Below are 23709 nucleotides of genomic sequence, written 5' to 3'. Positions count from 1 at the left end.
CTCTAACAATGAAGACCTACTATTTTATTGAACAAGCCCCTAACGATGGAAGCCTCATACGTTATGGCAAATGCACAAAAGATGACGCGATATTGCCGCCGTTCGCTTCAATAGGTCGTTACAACTTCGAGTTTGCAGCAATTGTAACGGCTGACTTACAAATCATTCTGCCTTATGACACTTGCGACTATTGTTGGGAGTATGTCGAAGGGAACCTTAACCGTGCTTCTATCTCTCCCAAACAATAACCGACTTCAACCATGATTTGCTTTTTACAACTTCAAGAATTTGTATCGGTTAACAAATCCGCACCGATGGCAATCAACCTTAGTTCTGTGTCAAGAATCCGACCAATGGACAAAAACAGGACAATAGTCACATTTAAGTCGGGGCACTTTGGCGCCCAAGAAATGATATTCATTGTCCGCTTTGAGGACTTAATGGAGTATATCTCAGCCTTTGAAGAAGTCAAAATGTTTAAAATTCAACCATCATTAAATGAAAAATAATACAATTCCACCAATAACCAACCCTATGGGACGGAATTGGATTCAACCTGACCCTAAAAACATCTTGATCGATGATACACACTGTGTAATGTCAAAACAAGATTTTGACAAATTGGCTGAATACAGTATAACATACCCAACCGCTGAATACAGGGGAAAAATGTGGAAAGCCTTTAGAGGTGGGATATGGTTCCTAGTTTGGTACGGCTCTCACCCTAACCCCGACTTATTAAGTATCAATCCTCGAATAATCCTTCTAATTGACAATTAAACTTCTACCCAAAATGCACTGCTTTTTACAACTAAAACGCGAAAACTCGTCAATGGGCGGAATATTGACTGACACGACCATCAATGTTGCCCATATTATCAGAATAGAACCCAACCCCCTTAATGATGGCACGTGCATCACCATTTCCAGTGATGGGCAGGAGAAACAAATACACACGCAGACACAATATGATGAGATTATAGAATCCTTGACAGGCTTCCGTAAAGTCGAAGTAATTGAAATCTTATAACATCAAATCCATGAATCCAAACTTCATACTGCTTGATGTCTTAACTGACAAAGGCTTTGCGCCGATTATCATCAACTTAGCTGAGATTCGTAAAATAACCCGATGGCGTGACGACAAAGAAACAGACACCTACAGGGCTTACATTGTCCTAAAATCTGAGGGAACAGGCATTGTAGAAACCTATGTAACCGCTGCGACTTTCGACCATGTGGCAAAAATGTTACGTTTCTAAGATGTCTAGCTAACCAAATAGTTCCATGAATAAAAGAATCTGCCCACAATGTAACAGGGCATTTGCGCCCCTAACTAAGCAGCGCAAATACTGCTCAAGTCGGTGTAACCAAAAAGCGTTTAAAGCGCGAAAACTTTCTAAAGAAAACGAACCACTAATAAAGGAGCAAACCCCCTAACAAAATGACAAACAGAAAAATAACCGTAGCAGGCGACACCGAAGATGACTTTAAGCTCGCCATGAAACTCGCATTTAGCTACCATAAAAAAGTTATTGGTTGGAATGTTGATGATGGAAGTCTGCTCTTATACTGGGCAGAGTCAGAACAAATGACCAAACTACCTTACGAGCTAAACCTCTAAGATGCTATCTCTTTCGCATTGGGATGGCTTCAAAAGGCCACAATAGCAACGCCTAAACCAATTCACGATGGAGAGAACGCCAGAGGATTTCAAGTCAGTGATAGTAGAGGGAATAACTACCACCACGAATGGCAGGTATTTGCCATAATCACTCCCATTTGGGCCATCTACGGCAAGTAACACAATCCAACATCTACACAATCCCCCTTTAACACAATGGTCGTATATCCAGCTTTCCTTCTGGTTGAATGTGTTTGCACATACAATGGAGACTTACCAAACTACAAAGTAGCCATCAACCTCAATAACATAGTCAAGATAGAACAAATTGACATGAGTGATGGGCAACCACCCCGTGCCCATATTCACTTAAACTCCGACTCCTTTTATGTTACATCATGCTCTTTTGATGAATTGATGCAAAAATGGGGTAGTTACTTTGCCGCGCCCAAGATACCATCTTCTACCCAAGAAGAACCAAAGCCAATCACCGAGCTAGTGAAGAAAACAATAGACTTCTTTAAAGCCCTAAAAAAAGCAAAGAGCAACCATCTAAAATCAACCAAAAAAGGAACACGGGCGTAAGCCCAAATTGGTTTATCTAAACGTCGGTTCTGCAAAATACCCCCTCTAAAACGCTGGAAACGCACTTTTTACAATATGAGGGTCTAAAAAACCCCTTTCAAAACTTCTCCTTACAACAATGAAAACGACAACTTCTACCACGGCAAAAACAAGCAGAGAGCTATTGAAATCTGAACCCTCTCTCCAGTTTATGAGAATGGCTAAGTTTAAGCCTCATGCAATTGTGACCTATGGGAAGTTTGTGAGTTCGACTACTCGCCCAACCCAAACAAATACTAACAGCTTGGCCAATTTGGAGAAGGCCAATGAGAACGGCTATAACGGGTACATGAGCGATGCAACGAGAAGAAATGTGAAGGGGATTTTGGAGAACCTACTCACGGCAATTGAACTGAACACGACGATGGCTTTCCCTTTCGTAAAGGGCCAAGAAAAGCCACTGAACCAAGTGTATCCCACTTTTGTGACCCTTACGCTCCCTGCGAAGCAAATGCACTGTGACAACGACATTAAGAGGGATATTTTCACCCCATTCATGCAGGAAATGATTCGGAATTGGAGCGTAAAGTGTTACGTATGGGTCGCCGAAACGCAACAGAATGGGAACCTACACTTTCACGTTTTGATGGACAGAGGTATCCCCGCCGTTCGCCTTCGTCAGATATGGAACAAGCACCTAAATTCAATGCCTTACGAGTATGTCAATTGTTATCGTAGAATCCAAAAGTACATCTATGAAGACGGATTTGTATTTCGTAACGAAATGTGGGAAAAACGCCTCAAAAAAGAGAAAGAACGTGCCAAAAGCGAGGGAAAACGTCTCAATCCAAAAGCCATCAAAGAGCTTAAAAACAAGGAAAATCAGCGTCAGAAAGAAGCTCACCGTAAAGGTGTAGAAAACGATTGGACAGACCCCAATAGTACTGATATTCATTCCATTCAGAATATCAAGAAATTGACAGCCTATGTGTGTAAATATTTCACGAAAGCTCCTGTACTCGTTGCTCCAGTAGTTCACAAAGACCAAAAAGTGACAAGGAATAAAAGCACTGGTCGATTGACAATAGAAGCTCCAGACACGCAAGGAGAGTTGGTAAAATGGGAGGTTATCAACGAAGCTGGCAAGTACTATTTGGAGACAATTCGTGTACAAAATGACCCCGTTTGGGGCACTTCTGAGATACCAGAGAGAGTAGAGTTTCAACCCCAATTTGAAAATAGAAAATTGCATGGGCGTATTTGGGGCGCAGCAGAGATTTTGAAAGCGCCTGGAACTAAGCCGTGTCCATACATGATAGCCCTCAAGACTTACACCGAGGCTTGGAATACTTACCGTGTTACATCAACACGTATGCAAACGTTTCGGGTAGAAGTAAGCCAAGATTTGTTCGGGAATCCTCAGTACGCTTACCAAGACAGAGAGGTAGAACACGTTTTCCAAGAAATGACCGAAAGAAAGTGGTTTGAAGAAAAGAAAATAGCCGTCAAATACCTCGAAATCCTTGAAAAACAGGAAGTAACCGAGCAAGAAATCAAAGACGCTACCGCCAAAGCAGGGCCTTTGTTCGCTTCGCAAGATTCAAATCGAGTTATCCCACTTCGAGAAACCCAAAAGGATTATCTACAAAAATATTCGCCTGAGCTGTGGGAGGAATACAAAGCACATTATGAGACGGTGTTCAATACGCTTTATTCGCCCGAATCTCTCCAACAAGCCGCCTAAAATGAACTCATGCCTAAGCCATCAGAGGCCGTAGCGACCTACGGTGATTGGCAAGTATTTCCAGACGGAGAGATTCGTAACCCAAAACGGCAATTGCGGATATATCCTGACCGACTTCGAGAGCCTGACTGGTGGATTAAGCTACACCTTGCTTATCCTTGGATGGCCGAGTCTTGGAATACCTTCATGCCAGCCCTTTTCAAAGCGTGTAAAATCGCAGGAATAGAACAACTAACACTTACTACCCAACCATGACTATTTACGAAAGCCTACTTTTTAGCCATAACTGGAATAACAAATTGGAGTGTAACATTTTCACAACTGTTCGTCTCCATCAGCCCAAGAAACACTTCGCAGGGGCAAAGAAAACCGTGTACTTGAAAAAGCAGCTTCATTCAAACATCGTGATTATAGAAGTAGTGACCCTAACACTGGCTAAAATCAAACCTTGGATAAAGATGATGGATGTTGGGTACGAGAAAGCAGAGGAATTTGATACCATCATCAAAACCATGTATAAGAATAAAAACATCAATTGGGATACCCAACTACTCGATGTATCTATCTGCCATGTAATTGAACGAATCAAAACCCAATGAAAAAACGACACATAGGCTTGTATGAAGGCATTGGCGGGTTTTCACTAGCTGCCGAAAAGCTGGATTACGAAACAGTAGCTTGGTGCGAATGGTCAACCTTCTGCCAAAGAGTCCTTAAATATCATTTTCCCAATGCCAAAAGTTTTGGCGACATAACAACTTCTGATTTTTCTGAATATGAAGGGAGCATCGACTTACTCACCGCAGGATTCCCCTGCCAACCCTTTAGCGTTGCAGGCAATAGAAAAGGCACCGAAGATGACCGCTATGGGTGGCCAGCAACTCGCCGAGCAATTGAGCAAATCAAACCCAACGTCATTATTCTTGAAAACGTTGCTGGACTCGCAAGTATTTTGGAGCCAACGTGTACCACACGTATGGAAAGGCAAACGCCTCTCTTATTTGAGGAGGGTTACGATTCTACAATCGTGGAAGAAAGAAAACGAGTGCTTGGAATTATTCTCACACAGCTTCAAAGTGAAGGATACGTACTGCCCGAATGTGAAGACGGAACACCAATCGTTTTGTGTATTCCAGCTTCATCGACAAACGCGCCGCACGAAAGATACCGATACTGGATTGTTGGATTTAGACGCGATTATATCAATGGACTTGTTGGCAACCCCCAACACAATGGATATGCTTCCGCCCAAAGAAAACGAGAAATCGAAAAATTACGGAAGCCGAAAAAACAGAACACGTTCGGGAAATCTACGGGAGCAAATAGCCCACAACCAAGTAATGCTACCGACTCCAATAACCGACGGCCTAAAAATCAATCAAAACGGGAAAGCCGTGTTCATACCCCTGTCAATGCTCCCGACGCCAACAGCATCCGAAGGAGGGAGCAACTACAACAGCCCCGCAGTAACGGAGCGGGGACACGGAAAAGATTTAGTCGGGGTGGTCAAAACAATGATGGCGACGCCAACGGAACAAGATGGACAAAACTCCATGTTGCCCCCGAGCCAAGCGGGAAGGAACACACTGGTAGGGGAGATTATGGAAATGAACCCCGAGAATGGTTTGTTGATTTCCCAACTCAATCCCCGATTTGTGGCCGAAATGATGGGTTTCCCGCCAAACTGGTTGGAATTACCGTTTCAAACCACCGAAACGAATCCATAAAAGCCTACGGTAATGCCATTGTTCACTATGTGGCAATGCAAATAATAAAGTCGATCGACGTATTCACCGAAACTATCAAAAATACATAACCATCATGTCAATCAAAACTTTCAAACTTCCAGTATCACCCTCAGAATTTGCCAAAACGCTCAAAAAACACATTGGAGCGATTTCAGACAAGCCCGACTTATTCCCACTGTCAAATAATGTACTTATTGAAGTTGAAGAAAGTCGGATGTTGCTCACGACCACAAACGGCATCAACTTCGTCAGAAGTAGAATTGAAGCTGATTCGTCAGAAACGTTTTCAATGTGCCTTCCGTATAAAAAAATGGTGGCATTAATGGGCCAGCTATCCGACCAAAAAGTAAAACTGAAGTACGACGAAAACGATTTTCTGTTGGAAATTAAAGCAAAAGAAGGTACTTATGAAATCAAAGGCCATGACCCTGTTGGTTTCGCCAAATTTCCCGATTCGGAAGCCAAATCGGAGTGGTTTCAGTGTAGTCATGCAAAGTTCAAAGAGGCCGTTTCAAGTGTCGTGTTTGCTTGTGGGAATGATGATGCACGGCCAGCAATGAAAGGAGTTTATGTAGAAGCAGGGAAACAACTTGAAATGACGGCCAGTGATGGAAGTATCCTTTCAAACTACGAGTTGAAAGATTCGTTTGAAGTGTATGAACCTAAAAGTGAAATTGTCAATGCCGAATCAATGAAGATTGTATCAGGATTAAACGCTGACGAAGACGTGGAGGCGTACAGTGATGACAAAAACCAGTGGTTTGAGGTTGGCGAAATTGAAATTTGCGCCCGTAAAATTGATGCAAATTACCCAAATTGGAGAAATGCGGTACCAGGGGGATTGAAGAGCGTCAAGGTGGACAGTGACCTGCTAAAGCATTCGGTTGACCGAGCTTTGTTGTTCGTCAATGAGGTGACAAAGCTTGTCACAGTAGATGTAAATCATAGCTTTATTGAAATTACGGCAGAGGATATTGGGTTTGAGTGCAAAGCTGGTGAAGTCGTTGATTTGGAAAGCGAAGCCCAAGAAAAAATAAGCCTTGCCCTTCATGCAGCGGTATTGTCGTCAATATTGAGCCATACCAACAAAGAAGTCGTAAACTTGAAATATGTGCAACCCAACCGAGCGGTGTTGTGGGAGCATAGTGCAGGCTTCATTTTACAAATTCCCATCATGTCCAACACCTACTAAAATGGTCAAAGTTTATATACTTGAAAATGACAGGTTCGGTTCTCCAACAGGCACAATAGCGGGGTTAGAGATAGATGATTATCTCAACCTTAAAAGCATTGATTGGTGTGATAAGGAATGGAGTACAAAGTTTTATTTTGAAAATACGTATGGAGGTGGGCGTGTAGTGTTGTTTGAACAAATCTATTTTAAAGTTTACAGAGCAATTAGATGGAGTGGTTCAAAGTATTGGAATAGTTACATAATGCCCTATGGCTATGCCATAAGCCTAATTAATTGCCTGTTGAGAAGCAAAAAGTTTGTTTGTGAAGAAGCGGAAATGGGAATTTTCGAGAAAATCAGTAGAGGTGAAGAATTAACAGGCGCTGATTTCGACTGGGAAGGCATTGAGTCAATTGAGCCTTTAATCTACAACGAGAATCAATTGCAATTGCCATTATGATGACGCCAGATAAATGCCAAAGTCTTTTGATGGATAATGTGGAAGGGATGCAGCTCTTTCCTGATAAATTCTTTGACCTTGCCATTTGTGATATTCGTTACGGTATCGGAGCGAGTAAGCCATCACTGAAAATGGACAAGGTAAAACAATCAAATGGGAAGTACTTGCCCATCAAACGAGCCAAATATCAACATTCTGATTGGGATACTCAGAAAGAGCCTCAAGCGTACTTTGATGAATTGTTTCGAGTGAGCAAAAATCAAATCGTTTTTGGTGCCAACTATTATCCACAACTGACGGGAGGAATGATTGTATGGGACAAACTCAATGGTAACACAGACCAATTTAGCGTTGAGATAGCCTACCAATCGTTCAACCAAAGAACCGATGTAGTTTATTACTTGTGGAGCGGATTCATGCAAGGAAAGTACTGCTCTAAGGACATCAGAATGGCCCTGACGCAAGAAGGCAACAAAGCGCTAAATGAGAAAAGAATCCATGAGTGCCAAAAGCCTGTAAAACTGTACGAATACCTGCTAAAAGAATACGCAACAACGGGGCAAATTATCCTTGATACCCACGAGGGTTCGGGTAGTTTGAAGATAGCCTGTTACAAAAACGGTTTTGAGTATTATGGATTTGAGAACAACGAGTATCATTTTAATAATGCCCAAGCCCGTTTTTTGTCAGAAGTCAACAGGTTGTCCATTGAAGAGGATTTAAGAAGTAAACAGTTGCAATTGTTTTAAAAAATAGTAAGATGCCAAAAGACAAAATCACGATTACGAGACAAGAGTCCCGTAAAATACTCTCAAAGTACAGCGAAGAGCTTAAAGAAAAGGAAGAGCTAGTTCGAGAAATGGTTGAGAATGGAGGACTAACCGTTGATGATGAATTGGATAAAATCATATCATTGTGTATTCAAATCAAAGCGATTTCGTTGAAAAATGATGCTTTTATTGAAGTGTGGCAAGAGTTTATTAATCAACCCTGATAAAAGTCAAAATGAATAAATATGAGGCAAAACAGGCCCTTAACGATGGCAAGCCTATCACTCATCGTTTCTTTACCCCCGAAGAGTATTTGCACAGAAGCCCTAGTAATGGGCAATTGCTAGATGAAAAAGGGTTACATCTCAATGAAGAAATGCTTTGGTATGGGCGAAGTGGCGCAGAATGGGATGAAGGTTGGGAGATTTATAACCAAGAGGAGGTGTAACATGGAGAAAAAAAACATTGATGCCAGTACACTTCCTGTAATGAAAGCTCACTGCCAAAGTTGCCCATTTAAGCCCAATAAAAAAGGACATTGGCAATTTCCAGAGGTAGCCAATGAAGTGATTCAAAAGACGTTGTTTCAAGCACAACAAATTTGTCACTCAACGGAGGGGCCAAACAGGAAGGCTCATAATCGCTGCAAAGGAGCATTTGATTACAACAGCGAGATTTACACAAAAATGGGATTCAAAGACTTTATTAAATAACCTTTAAAGCGTTTTAGACAATGAAACATTATGACACCCTAGTAAAGCTTCAATTAGAAACGATTGGAGCCAATTTTACGATTACCTATTCAAGTAAAAGACGGACAAATGTGTTGTACCTCAGTAATAAGTTAAAAAAGTTTGAAAGTGAAGACGTAGATGTGTGTATTGTGGAAGCAATTCATTACATCGTAGCAAACAGAGTGGAACATCGTCATAAAATAGGCCACTTTACACTACATCAGCGATAAAGCTATTTATAAAAAGAAAGCCCGTCAGCAACAAACTGACGGGCTTTCTTCTTATGCAAGTTTCAAGTACTCGTCCCATGCTGATGGCCCAAAAAACTCCTCAAAACAGGGCTTGTCTTTGTAGTAGATTTTGACGCAGGGCTTCATAAAGTCCGGGTACTTTTCGGCAAACCCTGATTCTTGCAACATCTTCTGAAAAGTCTTGTAATTCTTATTGTAAAACTGGGCAATTTGAGTGCGCGAATAACAGGCGTATTGCTTGTTTCTTTTGAGATTATTCGACATAGAATTTGAAGGGGAAAAAGTCCAAAATTTTTACAAATTTTTTGGAGTTGCATACAGTGTAGATTGGTAATCTACTGCCATAACATTGCCATTACATTGGTAATACATTGGCGTATATAAGCTGCATATTGTGTATAAAATGGGAAGGAATTACCTTTATCTCATTGAAAATAAGGGCGTAAGCATATATCCACACCATTCTTCTCCAAAACAGTGATTTTTCGAGTAACCGCCCTTATACTCGAAATAAGCGAAGTAACCGAAATATACACACTTTTTGCATACAATGAAAGATACCCCTAACGCTCCTCCAAAAAACGGTAATTCAAGCAACGATACCACAATTAGAATCAAGCGCGAACAGCACATTGAACTGGTGCAAGAATATCGAACGCATGGGTTTGAAAACTTGCTATCGTACACGACTTACATTTTTGATAACCGAGAAAAAATCATGCAAACGGAAAACTATCCCACCCCTGTTTCTGCCCCTGTTTTGCCAGCGGCTTCACCTGTGACAATGCAAAACTTTCCGCAAGAGCAGCCTGCTCCCCCTAACCCATACAAAGAAGCGTATGAGCGAGAAGCAGAAAAGACTCAACGCCTACAAGCAGCCATCGAAGAAATGTTGGAATTTACGGTTGAAAGTCACGCAAAAAAAGGGTTGTTTAACTTCACGTCATGGAGTAGAGACGCTGTAGAAAATTGCTTTGCGGAAATTTTACGTAAAAATGGCCTTAGCCACTAACCTACACCATGAAAACTGTATTAGCTACCGTCCAATTGGACGAAAATGGCCATTGCCTACCACGCCAGCCCATCAAAACGTACGAAGAAGCCACACCCGAGGAAATTGAAGAAAAGCTGAATCAACTCATTGCAACCTATCCAGTCCGTGACGCCGCCTATTCAGCCTTACTACGGATTCGCTTTTTGTTGGAGCGGCTGTACGTTGACACGGCAAATCCCAACGACACCACCCAAAGTTACACGAACATTGCCATGTTTTTGGCGGTAAGCAACTGGGATAGAGTAATGGGAATGATTACCAATTCCATAAAAGAGCGGCACGAAGCTCAGAAAAACGAGGCGAAAGGCGCGTTAGAAAAAGCAAAATTAATGGCTAACCAAACTAAGGAAAAGGCAGGTATGTCAATAGTAAAATCAGCCTTAGATTTTATCAAAGGAATGATGGAAAGCAAGTTGGCCGAAAGTTTCTCAATTAAAGAATATGACCGAATCCTTAACACTTTGAGCAGTAATAAGCCGCTGTACATTGGCGAATTAGAGACAATAATAGGCGCTTTAGAAGCTGTTTTTACGTCGGAGGATGCCCATTTAAACTCTGAAAAAACAGAGCGCTTTTTTCTGTCTGTCCGTAGCGGGGTGGATTTCTTAAAAACTCAAAATTTAACCACATGAGCCTATTCAATTCCATAAAAGACGCCACAAATGCGGCCTCAAATGCCAGCAGCTTCATACAACGTGGCGCACGGTTGATTGATGACGTAGTCGGTGTTCGAGAAGACAAGCCGTTCAACAATCCTGTTATAAGAAACGAGCAAGATTTTGAAGATGAAGATGAAGGAAGCACCTACCAAGCTCAGGCTAACTATTCTCGCTCCACACGGTCGCGTTCCGATGATGAATTGCTACGCATGGCTAAAACCAATGGTGGCGTTCAATTCCTAATGATGAAGTCGGCCAGCGATATTGCCAAGGCGCTCATTAGCCGTATCCTTATCAATCGCTCCAGCGATGAAGAGACAATTGCGAGATTCGAGCGATTTAAGGACATGGCCAACGACGAGGGCGTCAGCGTATATCAGTTCCAACCTACTGAGCAACAACTGGAAGAACTAGGGATTGCCGACAAAACCGCTCTTGTGAATGAAGGTCGAAAAGCTGAGAAAAAGAACGACCTGTTGGAAAAGCTGGACAAAGAGCAACCTGATGTGGACGAAGTGTTCAAAGATGCCATCATCGAGGCGCTGTACCACAAGTACAAAGAGCAAGATGAACGTGGGGAGTTACAAGCTGACTCAGTGATGACCGTTGTAATGAACTACATGATGGTTCAAGTAGGGTCGGCTTTGACGGATTCGGGGTACTCTGTCGTAGATATGGTCATGGACTTGATTGGCAAAAAAAAACCAATAGGGCAAAAAATACCAATACCCAAGCCTTCGGTAAAAGATACCACTGACATTCCAATCCCTATTGTAACCGATGAAGAAAGAACCGACGATAAGCAAGAATTGGCTAGTAATTGGGGCGAAGAACACGGGTAAAACGCATCGGGCTATGTCAATAGCCCGAACTACCTTAAAAGGGACGCGACACCGCCGATTAATTGTCTATAACCATTCGCAAAACGATTCTTACAACGACCCGTCAAAGCGGGTAATGTACGTAAGTGAACGAGTTGATATTGCAGACTTTTTAGCGGGAGATTGGCCAGAAGTTCGGGAGTTCCAAGTCGAAGATTATCTGCGAAAAAGGTTTTCCGAATTTCTGGAATTGGCCATGCAGCTACGAAACACAGCACTTGTACTCGATGATGCAGGCGCTGCGTTCCATTCAAGTTGCACCGAATTGGAAGTAGATTTTATGGGAACGCCAAAAAACAACAATTGTGACATCTTTTACCAGATGCACCATTTTAACCAAGCGCCCCCGAAACTGCTCCTAGCAATGGACATGGTTGTTCTGAAAGAAACCGAAGATAACCTGCCGTTGCCAAAGAAAGTGCCCTACCAAGGCATTATGACAATGCTCCAGCGGGAAATTCGGGAGGAAAACGACCATTACCCCGATAACCAAAGATGGGCCGAACGTCTGATTGATTTGAAAAACAGCCGCGTTTATACCATTTCACCCAACGATGGTCATATCTCAGAAGTACGACAATTTAGAGAATTTTTACGCTAAACAACCACAATAATGGAATACCAAGCAAAGCCCCGCCTACGAATTGGACGGGTTATTTTAGGATTAACAATGGCCTTGTTGCTCATGTGTGTAGGCTACGTTGCAGGGAACTTCTTAGAAAAGTACCTAAAAAAGAAAATGGCCGAAAAACAAAATAAAGACGCCCCCCAAGAAATTGAAAGTCACGAAGATGAAGACGGAACAGACTGGGAAGAGCTGTTTAAAGATAAAGAAGATGTTGCCGTTGAGAAAGAGGAGGCAACAATGGGCTTTCAATTGACAGAAGAAGTCGAAGAAAAAAAGGAGGCCAAGATGCTCCCTTTAAAAGAGACTAAGAAGTTTACTAAAAAAGCGCCAAAACCTCAAAAATAGACCCCTATGACCCCGATTACTATGCCTACCCAACCTCAAAACAATGACCCTGTAGTTGAGACAAAATCATGGCCAGAGCTTGCACGTGAGTACAACGTAAGCACCCGAACGCTCCGAAGATGGCTCAGTCGCGAAGATTGGGTAAAATTGGTTGAGGCAGGGTATGTACCGTATTCGGGGCATCTTATCCCCCCAAATGTCCTAAAGAAGCTCTATCAAATTTTGGGCAGAGGAAATGACTAAATTGTTTAATCAAAATTTTACGCAAATGAGAAGTCTATCAAAATCGTTTTTCGTGTTGATTTGTTGCCTAGTCTTAAACCAAAAAGTTGTAGGCCAAGGAATAAATGCTGAAACCAGCAAAAAAGCAGAGAAAATTTTACTAGAAAGTGAAATTGAACGGGCGTTAATGAATGATAAAATAAGCAGGGATGATATTCAACACTGCTTTAAATTGATGCAAGCTTACGCTGATTTATCTGCGCCCCAAAATCGTGAACAACCAACACACCAACAAGTAATACCACTTGAGAAAGATTGGATTAATTGGGTGGAGTTTAATACGTTATTAGCAGCTTTTTTGGTTATTTTCCTGACATTAAAAGGCTTAGAGTCTATTGAGAAAAGAAAGAAACTTAAACGCCAAACATTTTCATTTGAACAGGAAATTGGGGAATCAGTTGATGAGTTATGGACAGCAGTAGTTCAAATCCAACACGACATAAGAGAAATAAAAGGAATCAAAGATTCGGACGATGATTAAACCTAATAGGAAAGGGATGCGGAATTGCATCCCTTTCCTGTTCTTAATACCCTATGAAAAAAAAACAGAAATATAGCCGCAAAGCTATTATAGAATTTTATGCGAAGCGCTTCAAACTTAAAGTTAGTTTAGTAAGGCAAAAAGCAAAATCACAAGCGTTTAATTGGTGGCGTAATAAAGCCTACAGGCGTGAATTAATAGCAAAGGATAAAGTGCGGGAAGTAAGAATTAAGAATAAATAAAACCCAATAATGCAAAACTGTGCAGAGCTATACAAGGTGGTGAAATGCTCAAAATAAAGAATTGTACCATTGTGAGTAATATCCTTTTTGGAAAGCATACGCACCATGAAAACAGCCCCTTTAAATATCGTTGAAATTCCTGCAACGGACTACAATAAAACGATTGAAACCATCTTGGCAATGGCTCATGCCTATGCCAAGCAAATGACACAAGTCGAGTTTAAGTACGACCGTAAACGCTTCAAAAACCTTGCTCAATACTGCGAATATCTGCACAATTGGTGCCGAACGCACATAAAATACACCCCTGACCCCTTCGGAATTGAGCGAATCCGCAGCCCTTACCAAACGCTACGCGACAAAAACCAAGGGGTTGATTGTGAAGACTACGTCATTCTACTGAGCTGCATCCTATCATCAAATCACGTCGCCCACAAACTACGCGTCACCGATTACGATGGAACGGGGTGGAGTCACATTTACATTGTTGTGACTGACAATATTGTGTTAGATGCCGTGTCTCCATTGTTCGGATTTGAAGAGCCATTCGTAAAGAAAAAAGACTATCCAATTCAAGTCGGATTAAGAGGGATAGAAGAAGGAGCAACCAAAGCCCAAATCAATCAAAAAATAGAACAATTGATTGATTTTAAAAATACATTCACAGAAGCCGACAAGGCATTAATGAGACTTTACACGGGCGCTGGCGGTAAAGCAAAAGAAGGAGCAACAGGCGAAGGGTTGTTGTATGAGTTCTACACGCCTGAGTGGTTGGCTGCCAAAATGTGGGAGTTAGCTCAGGCGCACGGTTATGACGGCGGGGCCGTGCTTGAGCCGTCGTGTGGAACTGGCGTGTTTTTTGAAACTGCCCCCGCCGACGTACCGTTGGTAGGATTTGAAAGCAGTCAGTATTCTAGCACCATTGCTAAAACATTGTATCCAGAAGCAGATATTTACCGTCAATATTTCGAGACGGCTTTTTTAGACCCCATGTACCGTCACCGCAAGAAACTATCTAAGGGCCTTACGTGGCTGACGGAATACCCATTTAGTCTCGTGATTGGCAATCCACCATACGGAATTTATCAAAATCAATACAGCACCTATTTCCCTGAACTCAAAAAGATGGGTTTTCGGCAAATCGAAACGGCCTTTATGTATTGGAGTTTGCTGTTGTTAAAACCCAAAGGACTTTTGGTGTTCGTCACAGCCTCGAATTTTATACGAACAGGCAACGCCTATCAAAAGGCGAAAGAAACCATTGGTAGCCTAGCAGATTTTGTAGATGGATACCGTCTCCCTGCGGTTTTTGAAAGTACACAAGCCCCTACTGACATTCTAATTTTTCGGAAAAAATGAGCAAGAAAAAACTGCCCTTAGAAGCAAGGCTACGCACCGCCATTGCCTCAGAACTAGCTAAAATCAACAAAAGTAGCTATCCCTATTTGTGGGAACAAACCCAAACGAAAGCGGGCTACGCAAAGGTAGAAGCCCAAGTCATTGAAATGATGATTCGTACAGGAGCTGGCCCCGCTGCGTGTATTCTAACCTTAGAAAGTGACAATGATAAATAATGGTTATTACCGTGCAAGGCTGGGAGTTTTGTATGACCTAATTGAAAAAGAAAAAGGGGAATCATCTAAAAAAAACACGAAAATTACCCCACGGGAGCTGCTCAAATTGGGGCACATTCCAACTGACTACCTATCAGTTGTAAATGCCCGAATTAAAGAACAAAAGGCCATACCCGACAACGCCCTAACCTTTGTTGAGCTGACCACCCTAAATACGTGGTTTGCGATGCACCCTGATAAAATTTTGGGTCAAGAAGTTGTCACCACTTCTTTAAACTTCCCATTGCAAATCAAAGGTAAACGGGAAGAAGTAGAACAACGCTTAACAGAAGCGATTGCACGAATAAAACAGCCAAACGACAAACAAAAACGGGCAAAACTGCTGAAGCTAAAAGCGAAGGCATTGTTGCTCTTAAAACTGTAAATTATGTCACAAAACAATCCACACTTTCTGAGAGGAATAGGCAAAAACCTGTCAGGATTAGGACGCCTGGGCGATGTTACTCAAAACAACATTACCCAAAATGCAAGCTTGATTGAAACCATTTTAAATCGAGAAGAAAGCAAAAAAGCGTATAAAGAAGGCGAACTCCTTTCTTTTGAGGAAATAGACCGTCTGTACAATTCAGGAATTTCAGATGATGAGAAACGAGCATGGGTTTGGTACAAACGTAGCTTAGGTATTACAATGGATGGCCGTTGGAGCAAGTACTACTTGACGCCAACAACAAAAAATCCAAGCTCATTTGAAGTGATTGTAACAACTGAGGATGTAGTCGTGAAAGACAATCGGTGGGAGGACATCACAACCGTTAAAAAAGGTACAATCCTTGGTAAACCTACAAAATACAAGCAAGAATACCGTGGTATTGTCTGGTGGGTATTCGTTGCTGAAGACGGGGCAAAACGATTTGTGGATGAAGCCAAAGTAAAAGTAGTCAAAGGGGGAAATGGTGTTAGCCAAAAAGAAGTCAATGAGCTTGTCAAAAAGCATTGCTTATTCTACATGAACGGCACCCTATTGCCATATCCAGTCTATGCTTACGGGAATATGTACGACAGGGAGTTAGCATTACGTCAAGATGAAGAATACATCAAAAGCGAATATGGCGAAACCGTGTTTGAGGTACAAAAAGCCATTATCCAACAGTCAAAGCCACGCTTCTTGAGTGTTCAAAACGTTGATGCAAAGGAGCGGCCTCGTATCCTTGCCATTTCTGATTTTGCGCGTAGTCGTATGAAGTCGGACAATTTTCGGATCACCAATCTGAGAGAAGAATCAGGGATTAATCTGCAAAAAATCATCAAAGATGCCCTAGAGGAACGCAAATTTAAGCGAAGCAAAGAAGCCGAGTCCTTTAAGAAGTACTGGGAATCACAACGAAGCGATGACGGTTACAGCTTTAGCCTTCAATCGGCCTTCCGCTTATGGATTAAGACCCTAGACCGTGACGACATTAGTGAGGTTTCGGCTGACCAAATCATTTATTATTACTTAGATGCAGGCCGTTACGGTGAAAAACTAACCGAGGCCGAGGTAGATACCCTACAAAAGTTTACGCCATTGGAAGGGGAGCGGTTATTTACGCGGTTTCTTCACGAGGCTTTGGCCTATGAAGACCAACAAAAGCTCGATTTTCTATGGAACCGTTTGTACAACGCTTACTCATCCATACCCTACCATAAAGTTCCAGTCGGGTTTGCTTGTTCTGCGTTCTTCAAAAAATCCTTGTTAGAGATTACACCCGCACAACGAGAAGCTATTGCCTTCATGGAAGTAGCTGGGTCAGGGATTATCGCCTATGATGTGGGCGTAGGAAAAACCATGTCTGCAATTGTCACCCTTGCCAACGTGCTATACAGCGGCAAGGCAAAACGAACCTTGGTTGTTGTACCCAATCCTACCTATAATAAGTGGAAACGGGAAATTTCGGGAGAAAAAGACCCCAAAACGGGCGTTTTTACGCATGGGGTTTTAAGCCATACCAAAGTGAAATTTTACGACTGGTACAACTTAGGTACTTCGGTCGTAAAGAACGGGCAAATCATGGGGCATGACCCCGAGCGAAGTGTCCAAGAAAATAGCGTTACGCTAATCACTTATGAAGGTTTAACGAAATTAGGGTACAGCCAAAAACTCATGGGAAAACTCTTTGAATCATTGGTGGATATTTTGGAACAAACCGAAGATAACAAAAAGTCAGCCCGTGACTTGGAAAAGCGTAACCAAAAGTACCGAGCCATGTTGGGAGCATCCAACAAAGGTTCAATGTTCGACATTGATTCACTTGGTTTTGATTACATCATCGTTGATGAAGCCCACAACTTCAAGAACATTTTCGATGGTGTTCCTGCCGATGACGATGGTAACAAGCGATACAAAATGGAGTCAAACACATCTGAGAGAGCTATCAAAGCTTTCTTCTTGTGTAACTATATCCAACGGACGTTCGGGAGTAATGTGTGCTTGCTAACGGCCACTCCGTTTACCAACTCACCGTTGGAAATTTTCTCTATGATGTCTCTGGTAGGGTATGATTCCATGAAAAAAATGGGGATATACAATCTCCAACAATTCATGCAAATGTTCATCCAACAGTCTTACGAGTTTGTGAACTCCTACGATGGCACCATCAAGCAAGCGCCCGTCGTAAAATCATTCAATAACCGTTTGATTTTGCAACGGCTATTGTACAACCACATTTCGTACAAAACAGGGGAAGAAGTGGGCGTAAAACGACCCATAAAAATTAACCTACCCAAAGTTAATGAAGTAAAAAATGGGGTAGTCGTTAGGCTTCCACAAAAAGACCAAGTACTTACCTACCTGCGGCCAACGGCAGTACAGCAAACGTGGCAAAAAAAGATTGAAAAATTGGCACAAGCAGGGGGACGCAAAGCCCTTGCAAACGTGGCTGAGGCATTGGGTAAAAATTTGGACAATGCACTTTCGCCCTACTTAATTGAGAAAGAGAAACCCGAATCAGCAGCAGACTTTATTGATTCTTCTCCAAAAATCTCTTATGTAATGGATTGCATTGCATCGGTGAAAGAGTGGCACGAAAAACGAGGGAAAGAATGTTCGGGCCAGGTTATCTATATGAACCGTGGGAAGGAGTTTTTCCCGTTGGTAAAAACATATTTGGAAGAAAACGTAGGGTTTCGACGCAACATAAAGTACAAAGGTCGAACCCTAGATGAAGTTGAGATTATTTCATCAGGCATTAGTCAAGAACGTAAAGAACTTATCAAGGATGCGTTTCTCGACAATGCAGTGAAGGTAATAATCGGAACGGCTACGATTCGGGAAGGAATTGACCTGCAAACTAACGGTACGTGCTTATATCTCTGTACCGTTGACTGGAATCCAACGGATATAAAACAATTAGAAGGGCGCATTTGGAGGCAAGGAAACCAATACGGGTATGTACGAGTGGTAATTCCGTTAGTCCAAGATTCAATGGATGTGTTCGTATTTCAGAAGCTGGAAGAAAAAACCGCACGAGTAAATGACATTTGGTACCGCTCTGACCGAGGGAACGTACTTGACCAAGAATCGCTAGACCCCGAAGAAATCAAGTTCGCATTGTTTTCTGACGTAGGCCAATTAGCACAAATCAAGTTTGATGCACGAATGAAGGAACTGACGAGACGTTCCGAAGTTTTGTCCGTAAGCATCGTTGTACTGGAAGAATTTAAAAGTACGCTCGACTACTTCAAACGCGTACAAACCACGACCATCAACGAGATTATTTTGAAAACGAAAGTGACTTTTGAGGACTTTGTAGCCCGACCCGATTACTATTACAAGAGTTATGAACTTTTGTATAAAATGAGTGAGGAAAAGCGAAAGACCTTCTACAATAATGTCATGGTACATTTAGACGCTGTTAACCTCATGTTACAACAATCCAACTATGACGACAAAGAGGTACTCAGACGTGGAGACAGAGCATTGGGGCTGTTATCACAAATAGGTGATTTGGGCAGTCAAAGATACTGGGGCGGTATTCTTAGTAATTACCGAGAGTTATTCTCAAAAGTTAGAAAAACGGAAAAGACGTTATTGAACCCAAAAGGTTTTTCAATCAATGACGATTTCAGTGGATTGGCGGCATCATACATCAACGAGCGAAATACCGTCAAGCGTGAGATAGCCTACTTAGAATCCAATGAAGGCAAGTCGGAACTTCTAAAAGAAGTAGCAGAAATTAAATCAAAACTTGCGGTATCTGGACGTACAGCAGCCGAGAGAGCGCAAGAATTTGCTAAGTTAAACTACTTGTTGGCTTACAAAGAAGGTCAAAACGAAGATAATTACACGCCTTATCGTGGAAATTTATTGCCACCATCCGAGTCAGCCAAACAGGCGCAACCGAAAAGTGATAAACAACGAAAAATCAAAATTTTGAAGCTAAAAGCAAAGGCATTATTGCTATTAAAACTGTAACCAAGCCATGAATACCGCACAAATTATCAAAGAGTTTCGGGGTTATCAAAAAGAAAACCCATCGGCTATCCAAAGCCTAATCAAAGCCGACAATGTTGCACGTCAATACTATGAAGGTATTTCCGAGGCAACTGAGGGCTTCACCGACTTCGATGAAGAAATCATTGAGGCCAGCGAGTTCAACAAAGTGATGGAACGATTCAACGCCAAGCTTAAAGCCACGCTAACAACCAAGGCTAAAAAATCGACCAAAGTGGCGAAAAAATTGGGGAAAAAAGATTTAAAACTCTCAAAAGCAAAAACTAGGAAAGTGAAACCGAGAGTCTTAAAGAAGAAAGAAGAAAAGCCCAAACAAGAAAAAAAGGCCAAGGCGACGCCACGCAAAACTAAGGCTAATCCCGAAACTAAAACCAAAAAAGTCGAGCTTGATAAAAATGTTGTTCGTACCCACATAGAAACGCCCGAACACAAACAAATCAGCCGTTTTTTAGCCATTCGTTCTAAAGAAACCTTGCAACTAGCCATGACGGCCTATAAATCGCTCCAGAAGGATATAACGGAGCGAAAAATACGAAAAACGTCTGAGCAAGCCGCGCTGATACAGGCAATTCAAAAGTCGTACTATGCCTATCTGACCCGAGAAACAACCTCGTTGGTATTGGGCGAGAAATGGCTAAAAGAGGCCAAAGAGTTTGTTGGTAGTCAAAAGCCGTTTGAATCGGTGGCGTTGGTTAAACGTTTTATCGGTTGGGGAGGCAAAGCCGTAAAAGAAAAGCAACTAGCCGACTTTACCAAAGACGCCGAAAAAGCGCTGAAAAGCGGAAAGGAATCAGACCCCTATGCGGATGAGCTGAAAGCCATCTTGTTAAAAATCAAAAAGGCAAAAGCAGGTGACAGCCTGTTAGCAGATGCCGTTGGGTTATCGGGTCTGAGAAAAAATACAATTAAGGTGCAAAAATAATTGTTAATAGGTTAGAGGGTTTAATGGAAAGGCGTAAAGCGGTTGCTTTACGCCTTTTTTGTGCTTGGGAATTATCAACAAACGTTTTGTAATGCGAAGTGGCGGTATGTTACGTAAGATAGTGCCTAGTGGTGCAATGTGGCGAAAGTATGTTTTGAAAGCGCTCCAACTTTGAGCGAAGCAACAGCAGAAAACTAACATTTTTTAAACTTAAACCACATTCCCAATGGCAGCGAATACAGCCACAGTGTCGGGTTTCCACGGAGATGGAGTTATCAAGGATGGTGACCCGCTATTTAGTTATTTGTTCAAAGACGCTAATGATGCGGATTATGAGCAATATAAAGTGATTGCCCGTAAGCATCCGTCATCGTCAAAAATTGCGATTGCAATTGTAAAATTAAAGGTAAACGGGGCCGCAGTAAGTGACAGTACTCAATACCTCAAAGGTGCTGAGTTCTTGAGAGATTTAAAACCCAAAATGGGAATCTCTGGCGTAAATGACGATGTTATTGAAAGCATTGCTGCATTGGCAATGACTTCGGCAGAATTGACGGCGGCGGGTACTCCTGTTGATAGCCAGCTACCTACAGTAGCCACAGGCATTGACATGAACTACGAGTCGTACACATCAAACACCAAAGCGGGTTTTGTTCGTGCAAAAACTGTAACCACAACGCTTGCACCTGCGGTTCTTACAGCGGCTGACCCTGAGACAACGACTGTGGATTGGAACAAAGTAATCCTTTATTTCGGTATCGGAACAGTTGTGACCATTGGCGGGATTTTGATTTTCAAAGCCTTCAAAAAAGGTCGTAAACGTAACGCGAAAGGCCAGTACAAAAAGTAGGCGTAGCTCTAAGATTTCACCAAATTAAAAAAAGCCGCAATCAGTCATTGTTGCGGCTTTTTTAAAACCTGACAAAAATGATTCAATTAACAGCAAATAACGCTAATTCGTATGTCGGGAAGTTGGTTAAAGTCACGGCAACTACCAAAGGATACGCGCACTTAAATACTGCCGTTACACCGCCCAATGTTCCATTCGTTGTAGGAACAGAAGTAGGAGTTTTGCAAAAAGTCGTGTTGGTTGGAAGTATCTACTGGGGTCTTGTAAAACTAAAATACCCCGCCGTGATTAAAACCACCGCAGGTACAACAACCTATTCTGACCTTTACATTGCAATCCCATCATTGGGGCATGACGAAGGGCAAGTCGTTCCACAAGCAACCAACATGACGCAGTCAGTATGGTGTAAGCAAGGCAGTGCGGTTTTTCTTCGTAAAAAGCCACAAGCCAGTGGTGACTATTACACCACCTACCGAGCTGGGCAGTACATTGGCAAAACGGATGCGGTCGCCCGTAAAGGAGGCAACTATGGGTACGGAGATACTTGGTACACTATACAATTGGCAGACGGGCGAATTGGTTACATGGCTACCTACTACTGTACATTAACTCAACCAGCGAGCCAAAGCACAACAAACCCAAGCCAAAAAGAACCCGCACCAACTGACACTAATCAGGGCAAGATACCGTCTTCTGGTTATAGCGACACCTTACGAAATGTCATACGTATAGGTGCTATCGTGGTACTAGGTATTGTGGCTGTAACCCTGTTTCGTAAAACCCGTAAACGTAATTAACGATGGTACCTATTACAGCAGCGGCAAAAGCAATGCGCGGCACCTCCGAGTTTGCGCAAACGGTGAAAACAGGGTTTACAAATGTTATCAGAAATCGGGTTTTTCAAGTCGTTTTTGTGGTGCTTTTAGTCTTGGGCGTTGTCTATTATCTAGGTGGCCAATCTCAACGAGAGAAAGCCAAGTACGATGAAGTTGATACATCAAAACTTCCGAGCAAAGATGACAAAATAGACAACATTACACGAGAGCAAGCCGATGAAGCGGTGAAACAGTGTAATTTCTACTTTGACTCATTTGGACTGATGGTCTATGATGCAGTTGGTAACAAAACGGCTTTTATGCGAAAACTATTAGCCCTGTCAGAGTACGAATTAGGCACTATCAACAACCTGTACAACGCGCGTTACGTCCCCGCTGGAGGTGAGAACCTGTACACCGAGATTGAGAATGATTGGGGTATTGGTGAGCTATCAAACCTTCAAGACCAACTCTTAGCCAAACTCCGCAAAATCGGCGCAGGCAAAAAAGCAAAATAATCATGGAGAAGATTCTGACGGATATTGTATCCGTGTTAAAAACAGCCCAAGATAAAGGGGGCTTGCCCGAAGTAAAAGTAAATACAAGCATCTCACTCGACAACCAAACGATTGTAAAAATAGCGGCGGGATTGTTCGTAGTTGGGGCGCTAACGGTTGGTGCATTGCTTTGGGGATTGAACGTGATTTTCAAAAACAAATAAAATGGACAGTCCGAACAATGACCTCCGACTTACGCGTATTGCTTCGCTCCTGAGCATAGGAAGCAGTATTCTTACCCTTGCTTGGGTGGGAGTAATGTTATATCGCTCTTGGGCCCGCAAAAATCAAACCTAAAGCAGCACAATGAAAAAGACAACCACAAAAAAAAAGACGGCGACCGCGAAAGCGAAACCCGCAAAAAAAACGGCGAAGAAAGCTGTTTCCAGTGCCAAAAGTGCAAGCGACAAAAAAAAGGTAACTGCGAAAAAAACAACAGCGAAAGCTAAAACGGCAGCCAAGACAAAGCCAAAAGCAAAAACAGCAACCAAGGCCACTGCGAAAACAAAAGCCAAAGCTGCTCCCAAAGCCAAAGCTCCTACAAAAGCTAAAGCGGTTTCCAAAGCAAAAGTGACCACAAAGGCAAAGCCAAAAGCCAAGGTGGCAACAAAAGCTTCCCCAAAAACTACTGCGGCCAAAAAAGGCAAAGTGATTGAAGTGGAATTGTTTACCGCCGAAAAGACGCGAAATGGAATCAAAGCCGCCGTTGCCTTTCACAGAAAAGGGAAAAGCTGGAAAGAAAGCCTTCGTCGTGGAATGAAAGCACAGTACAAAGGCGTGTAAAGTCGATCGATGAAACCGTGGATATATGCGGCTGTGGCCATAGTGGTAACAGCCGCAGGGTTTTGGTGGTACAAGACT

33 protein-coding genes are annotated in these 23709 nt (G+C 42.4%); 32 read left to right on the top strand and 1 reads right to left on the bottom strand.

The genetic code is table 11. The features are described from left to right. Positions 1-8: 8 nt before the first annotated feature. The 31 genes from K339_RS0106015 (at position 9) to K339_RS32695 (ending at position 23012) form a co-directional block, all read left to right on the top strand. Positions 9-248, top strand: coding sequence for a hypothetical protein (locus tag K339_RS0106015; RefSeq protein WP_028522808.1), 240 nt, complete (start codon positions 9-11; stop codon positions 246-248). A gap of 792 nt (positions 249-1040) precedes the next feature. Then, complete coding sequence (locus K339_RS0105995) at positions 1041-1262, top strand: hypothetical protein (RefSeq protein ID WP_028522804.1); 222 nt, start codon at positions 1041-1043, stop codon at positions 1260-1262. 182 nt (positions 1263-1444) lie between these two features. Continuing rightward, positions 1445-1624, top strand: a complete 180-nt coding sequence (locus tag K339_RS36980) for a hypothetical protein (RefSeq protein WP_028522803.1) — start codon at positions 1445-1447, stop codon at positions 1622-1624. 216 nt (positions 1625-1840) lie between these two features. Then, on the top strand, positions 1841-2209 hold the full coding sequence (locus K339_RS0105985; protein ID WP_028522802.1) for a hypothetical protein: 369 nt from the start codon (positions 1841-1843) through the stop codon (positions 2207-2209). 118 nt (positions 2210-2327) lie between these two features. Next, the gene (locus tag K339_RS0105980; protein ID WP_157607487.1) at positions 2328-3932 is read left to right on the top strand and encodes a rolling circle replication-associated protein; all 1605 of its coding nucleotides are present in this window, start codon (positions 2328-2330) and stop codon (positions 3930-3932) included. 9 nt (positions 3933-3941) lie between these two features. Beyond that, on the top strand, positions 3942-4187 hold the full coding sequence (locus K339_RS0105975; protein ID WP_028522800.1) for a hypothetical protein: 246 nt from the start codon (positions 3942-3944) through the stop codon (positions 4185-4187). After that, positions 4184-4531 (top strand): hypothetical protein, encoded by a 348-nt coding sequence (locus K339_RS0105970; RefSeq protein WP_028522799.1) that lies wholly within the window; start codon positions 4184-4186, stop codon positions 4529-4531. Before K339_RS0105975 ends, K339_RS0105970 begins: the two co-directional genes overlap by 4 nt. Next, the gene (dcm, locus tag K339_RS35780) at positions 4528-5748 is read left to right on the top strand and encodes a DNA (cytosine-5-)-methyltransferase (RefSeq protein ID WP_028522798.1); all 1221 of its coding nucleotides are present in this window, start codon (positions 4528-4530) and stop codon (positions 5746-5748) included. Before K339_RS0105970 ends, dcm begins: the two co-directional genes overlap by 4 nt. A gap of 5 nt (positions 5749-5753) precedes the next feature. Next, positions 5754-6872 (top strand): DNA polymerase III subunit beta, encoded by a 1119-nt coding sequence (locus tag K339_RS0105960; protein ID WP_028522797.1) that lies wholly within the window; start codon positions 5754-5756, stop codon positions 6870-6872. 1 nt (position 6873) lies between these two features. After that, positions 6874-7314, top strand: a complete 441-nt coding sequence (locus K339_RS0105955) for a hypothetical protein (RefSeq protein WP_028522796.1) — start codon at positions 6874-6876, stop codon at positions 7312-7314. After that, positions 7311-8063 (top strand): DNA methyltransferase, encoded by a 753-nt coding sequence (locus K339_RS0105950; protein WP_051397832.1) that lies wholly within the window; start codon positions 7311-7313, stop codon positions 8061-8063. The genes K339_RS0105955 and K339_RS0105950 overlap by 4 nt, the downstream gene beginning before the upstream one ends. Before the next feature lie 11 nt (positions 8064-8074). Beyond that, positions 8075-8308: a hypothetical protein gene (locus tag K339_RS0105945; RefSeq protein ID WP_028522794.1), complete on the top strand. Its 234-nt coding sequence runs from the start codon at positions 8075-8077 to the stop codon at positions 8306-8308. 11 nt (positions 8309-8319) lie between these two features. After that, the gene (locus K339_RS0105940) at positions 8320-8532 is read left to right on the top strand and encodes a hypothetical protein (RefSeq protein WP_028522793.1); all 213 of its coding nucleotides are present in this window, start codon (positions 8320-8322) and stop codon (positions 8530-8532) included. A 1-nt stretch (position 8533) separates the two neighbouring features. Further along, entirely contained in the window at positions 8534-8797 is a 264-nt protein-coding gene (locus K339_RS0105935) for a hypothetical protein (protein ID WP_028522792.1), read from the top strand. 822 nt (positions 8798-9619) lie between these two features. Beyond that, on the top strand, positions 9620-10081 hold the full coding sequence (locus tag K339_RS0105920) for a hypothetical protein (protein ID WP_028522789.1): 462 nt from the start codon (positions 9620-9622) through the stop codon (positions 10079-10081). 8 nt (positions 10082-10089) lie between these two features. Further along, positions 10090-10755, top strand: a complete 666-nt coding sequence (locus K339_RS0105915) for a hypothetical protein (protein WP_028522788.1) — start codon at positions 10090-10092, stop codon at positions 10753-10755. Next, positions 10752-11624 (top strand): hypothetical protein, encoded by an 873-nt coding sequence (locus K339_RS0105910; protein WP_028522787.1) that lies wholly within the window; start codon positions 10752-10754, stop codon positions 11622-11624. The genes K339_RS0105915 and K339_RS0105910 overlap by 4 nt, the downstream gene beginning before the upstream one ends. 13 nt (positions 11625-11637) lie before the next feature. After that, positions 11638-12264: a hypothetical protein gene (locus K339_RS0105905; RefSeq protein WP_028522786.1), complete on the top strand. Its 627-nt coding sequence runs from the start codon at positions 11638-11640 to the stop codon at positions 12262-12264. Positions 12265-12333: 69 nt separating this feature from the next. After that, the gene (locus K339_RS0105900) at positions 12334-12636 is read left to right on the top strand and encodes a hypothetical protein (RefSeq protein ID WP_157607486.1); all 303 of its coding nucleotides are present in this window, start codon (positions 12334-12336) and stop codon (positions 12634-12636) included. Between the two features lie 6 nt (positions 12637-12642). Then, positions 12643-12879, top strand: coding sequence for a helix-turn-helix domain-containing protein (locus tag K339_RS0105895; RefSeq protein WP_028522784.1), 237 nt, complete (start codon positions 12643-12645; stop codon positions 12877-12879). Continuing rightward, positions 12872-13399 carry a hypothetical protein gene (locus K339_RS0105890; RefSeq protein ID WP_028522783.1) on the top strand — a complete coding sequence of 176 codons (528 nt, stop codon included), beginning with the start codon at positions 12872-12874 and terminating at the stop codon, positions 13397-13399. Before K339_RS0105895 ends, K339_RS0105890 begins: the two co-directional genes overlap by 8 nt. Positions 13400-13452: 53 nt before the next feature. Further along, on the top strand, positions 13453-13641 hold the full coding sequence (locus K339_RS0105885) for a hypothetical protein (RefSeq protein WP_028522782.1): 189 nt from the start codon (positions 13453-13455) through the stop codon (positions 13639-13641). Between the two features lie 105 nt (positions 13642-13746). Beyond that, a complete protein-coding gene (locus tag K339_RS37820; RefSeq protein ID WP_229598699.1) occupies positions 13747-15000 on the top strand; it encodes an Eco57I restriction-modification methylase domain-containing protein in 1254 nt (417 codons plus the stop codon). Further along, on the top strand, positions 14997-15215 hold the full coding sequence (locus tag K339_RS0105875; RefSeq protein WP_028522780.1) for a hypothetical protein: 219 nt from the start codon (positions 14997-14999) through the stop codon (positions 15213-15215). The genes K339_RS37820 and K339_RS0105875 overlap by 4 nt, the downstream gene beginning before the upstream one ends. After that, on the top strand, positions 15205-15639 hold the full coding sequence (locus K339_RS35775) for a hypothetical protein (RefSeq protein WP_051397831.1): 435 nt from the start codon (positions 15205-15207) through the stop codon (positions 15637-15639). The genes K339_RS0105875 and K339_RS35775 overlap by 11 nt, the downstream gene beginning before the upstream one ends. 3 nt (positions 15640-15642) lie before the next feature. Continuing rightward, complete coding sequence (locus K339_RS32700; protein ID WP_051397830.1) at positions 15643-19665, top strand: SNF2-related protein; 4023 nt, start codon at positions 15643-15645, stop codon at positions 19663-19665. 7 nt (positions 19666-19672) lie between these two features. Further along, positions 19673-20626 carry a hypothetical protein gene (locus K339_RS0105865; RefSeq protein WP_028522779.1) on the top strand — a complete coding sequence of 318 codons (954 nt, stop codon included), beginning with the start codon at positions 19673-19675 and terminating at the stop codon, positions 20624-20626. A 226-nt stretch (positions 20627-20852) separates the two neighbouring features. After that, positions 20853-21476, top strand: a complete 624-nt coding sequence (locus K339_RS0105860) for a hypothetical protein (RefSeq protein WP_028522778.1) — start codon at positions 20853-20855, stop codon at positions 21474-21476. Positions 21477-21553: 77 nt separating this feature from the next. Next, on the top strand, positions 21554-22273 hold the full coding sequence (locus K339_RS0105855) for a hypothetical protein (protein WP_028522777.1): 720 nt from the start codon (positions 21554-21556) through the stop codon (positions 22271-22273). A 2-nt stretch (positions 22274-22275) separates the two neighbouring features. After that, the gene (locus K339_RS0105850; RefSeq protein ID WP_028522776.1) at positions 22276-22809 is read left to right on the top strand and encodes a hypothetical protein; all 534 of its coding nucleotides are present in this window, start codon (positions 22276-22278) and stop codon (positions 22807-22809) included. A 2-nt stretch (positions 22810-22811) separates the two neighbouring features. Then, positions 22812-23012 carry a hypothetical protein gene (locus tag K339_RS32695; RefSeq protein WP_037299349.1) on the top strand — a complete coding sequence of 67 codons (201 nt, stop codon included), beginning with the start codon at positions 22812-22814 and terminating at the stop codon, positions 23010-23012. Positions 23013-23141: 129 nt separating this feature from the next. On the opposite strand, the gene K339_RS36975 is transcribed toward K339_RS32695, so the two are convergent. Continuing rightward, entirely contained in the window at positions 23142-23486 is a 345-nt protein-coding gene (locus K339_RS36975) for a hypothetical protein (protein ID WP_157607484.1), read from the bottom strand. A gap of 10 nt (positions 23487-23496) precedes the next feature. Between K339_RS36975 and K339_RS37990 the strand changes: the two genes are divergently transcribed. After that, entirely contained in the window at positions 23497-23631 is a 135-nt protein-coding gene (locus K339_RS37990) for a hypothetical protein (RefSeq protein WP_262505811.1), read from the top strand. Positions 23632-23709: the final 78 nt, after the last annotated feature.

The organism is Runella limosa DSM 17973 (genome assembly GCF_000482465.1).
Classification (GTDB): domain Bacteria; phylum Bacteroidota; class Bacteroidia; order Cytophagales; family Spirosomataceae; genus Runella; species Runella limosa.
The sequence above is the reverse complement of the archived record's forward strand: the minus strand, read 5'-3'. Positions and strand labels throughout refer to the sequence as shown.